The following is a 1,090-nucleotide window of genomic DNA, read 5'->3' as shown; positions in this document are numbered from 1 at the left end:
GGGCGGTTAGTATCACAAGGTTCATCATGGGCGCGTTCACACGGGTACGGGAATATCAACCCGTTGTCCATCGACTACGCCTGTCGGCCTCGCCTTAGGTCCCGACTTACCCTGGGCGGATTAGCCTGGCCCAGGAACCCTTGGTCATCCGGCGGACGAGTTTCTCACTCGTCTTTCGCTACTCATGCCTGCATTCTCACTCGCACAGCCTCCACGGCTGGATTACTCCGCCGCTTCAATGGCTGCACGACGCTCCCCTACCCATCCCAGCTCAAGGCTGAAATGACACAGCTTCGGCGGTGTGCTTAAGCCCCGCTACATTGTCGGCGCAGGACCACTTGACCAGTGAGCTATTACGCACTCTTTAAAGGGTGGCTGCTTCTAAGCCAACCTCCTGGCTGTCTGTGCGACCCCACATCCTTTCCCACTTAGCACACACTTAGGGGCCTTAGCTGGCGTTCTGGGCTGTTTCCCTCTCGACTACGAAGCTTATCCCCCGCAGTCTCACTGCCGCACTCTCACACCACGGTATTCGGAGTTTGGTTGATTTCGGTAAGCTTGTGGGCCCCCTAGACCATCCAGTGCTCTACCCCCGCGGTGAAACATACGACGCTGCACCTAAATGCATTTCGGGGAGAACCAGCTATCACGGTGTTTGATTGGCCTTTCACCCCTAACCACAGCTCATCCCCCAGGTTTTCAACCCTGGTGGGTTCGGGCCTCCACGCGGTCTTACCCGCGCTTCACCCTGGCCATGGCTAGATCACACCGCTTCGGGTCTAGACCACGCGACTCAAGCGCCCTATTCAGACTCGCTTTCGCTACGGCTACCCCACACGGGTTAACCTCGCCACGTAGCACTAACTCGCAGGCTCATTCTTCAAAAGGCACGCCGTCACCCCTAAAGGCTCCGACGGATTGTAGGCACACGGTTTCAGGTACTATTTCACTCCCCTCCCGGGGTACTTTTCATCTTTCCCTCACGGTACTAGTCCGCTATCGGTCACCAGGGAGTATTTAGGCTTAGCGGGTGGTCCCGCCAGATTCACAGCGAATTCCACGAGTACGCTGCTACTTGGGAACACTCTAA

The 1,090-nt window shown here is 57.0% G+C and carries 1 rRNA gene; it reads right to left on the bottom strand.

Features of this window, described 5'->3' with window-relative positions:
• Nucleotides 1-1,090, bottom strand: a 23S ribosomal RNA gene (locus tag BMW88_RS40750); the annotation flags it as partial.

Source organism: Lentzea xinjiangensis (assembly GCF_900110955.1).
GTDB classification, from domain to species: domain Bacteria; phylum Actinomycetota; class Actinomycetes; order Mycobacteriales; family Pseudonocardiaceae; genus Lentzea; species Lentzea xinjiangensis.
Note: the sequence above shows the minus strand (reverse complement) of the source record. Positions and strands in the feature narration are given on the sequence as shown.